A 1,457-nucleotide genomic window follows, 5' to 3' on the forward strand; every position below is an offset into this window, starting at 1 on the left:
CCACGCTGCGCGAATGGCCACGCTACGCGATCGCTTATACTATAGCATAGAAAGAGTTGGTTAGGACAATACTCTGAAGGCATGATCCAAAGCATCTTGTAAACAATCAAATTGATGAAGACTAGAGCCGCAAATAGTGTTTGAGTCGCGCCCAAAATTTCTCGATTTTGTTGAGGTCGGGGGAATAAGCACCGAAGAAATAGGAGTTTACATCCTGCCTGCTCGATTAATTTCTTGATGTAAGCAGAGTTATGAAAACTCGCGTTGTCCATCAGCACAATCTGGCCCGGTAACAGTTCTGGCCTGACTGAAAAACTCAACCCATCCCTCAATCAGTTTAGTGTTGCAGTATCCCACAAAAGTAATTGGGGCAAGGATCTGACGACAACAGGAAGCTGCTACCATGCGGGCTTCGCTCCGTTTTATGTCCTAATTTGAGATCGTAATATCGCGCATGATTTCTCGCACCAACCATAGGGGTAGTCTTCTGTATCATCAATTCCGGCTTCATCGACATAAACTAGCCTTTGTTGAGCGTACTGACCAAGATATTGGAGAAATTTGCCTCGTTCGAGTTCATTCCTTTCCCGGTATCCATAAGTTTTTTTTTTCGGGTAAAACCAATGCGCTTCAAAGCTTTGCCGATGGTGATCCGACTAATTTCCTCTGGCCACTGTTGTGCCATCTCTTTTTGAGTTATTCCACCGTTTTTTTGAGCAAATTGGCGAAACTCGTCTAAATCTCGGATTTTTGGCTCTGGTCCCCTTCGATAGTCCCGCTTGGCTTTAACAGTTCCTCTTTCTTCTCTAGCTTTTAGCCAAAGGTCTAAAGTATTTCGGCTAATTTTGAGCATCCGACAGATCTGGGTTTTTTTCTCGCCACGATCTACTGCTGCTACCGCTTTTTCTCGAAAGTCATCGCTATAAGGTGATGGCATTTTTCCTCCTTGCTACACCATCTATTATGTCCTAATTATCCCTTTCTTTGCTATAGTTGTGGCCCTTCGTCCTCAAGGTCAGGTGAAAATGAAGCGTTCCACTTGGCAGGATTATCAGCCAGCCTTTATTGGTGCGCCATTGGCGGCTAAGGATCACCTCTTACTGGGCAGCAATACCTTTGCTAAAGTCCTGTGCCAGAACTTAATGCCGTGGGAACCGGAGGGTGGCAGAGACTATATCGTATCTGAAGGCTGTCCTCCTACCTCAAAACCAAAGCTATCTCAATCCGACAAGGATACAGTGATTGAAAGAGCAGCCAATAATCCAGACATTCCTTATATTCTTAGACCTCGGGATAGTTCTGTGCTTAATCAGCAACCGCTCTTGGGCTGGCATGAGGTTGAGGGCGCGAGCACTTACCAGGTGAGGGTGATAGGTCCAGGGGTGAAGTGGACTCAGGAAACCAGTGCAACGGAGATAGTTTACTCAGGAAAGCAGTCCCTACAACCAGGGGCTCGT

Annotated in this window: 2 protein-coding genes and 1 pseudogene; 1 reads left to right on the forward strand and 2 read right to left on the reverse strand. The window is 46.1% G+C overall.

All coding sequences use genetic code 11. The features are described 5' to 3' along the window. Positions 1 to 320: pseudogene (locus F6K53_RS42125) on the reverse strand (hypothetical protein); the annotation flags it as partial. A gap of 200 nt (positions 321 to 520) precedes the next feature. Beyond that, positions 521 to 937, reverse strand: a complete 417-nt coding sequence (locus F6K53_RS42130; RefSeq protein ID WP_293086443.1) for an IS630 transposase-related protein — start codon at positions 935 to 937, stop codon at positions 521 to 523. A gap of 88 nt (positions 938 to 1,025) precedes the next feature. Here F6K53_RS42130 and F6K53_RS42135 point away from each other — a divergent pair. Then, positions 1,026 to 1,457, forward strand: a 432-nt coding sequence (locus F6K53_RS42135) for a hypothetical protein (RefSeq protein ID WP_293086446.1), incomplete at its 3' end; no start/stop codon positions are given.

Origin of the sequence: Moorena sp. SIO4A1 (genome assembly GCF_010672065.1) — a bacterium.
In the GTDB taxonomy this organism is placed as follows: domain Bacteria; phylum Cyanobacteriota; class Cyanobacteriia; order Cyanobacteriales; family Coleofasciculaceae; genus Moorena.

Bases quoted from the DNA above. Each gene is read 5' to 3' on its own strand.
- F6K53_RS42130 (WP_293086443.1), bottom strand. From the start codon at position 937: ATGCCATCACCTTATAGCGATGACTTTCGAGAAAAAGCGGTAGCAGCA.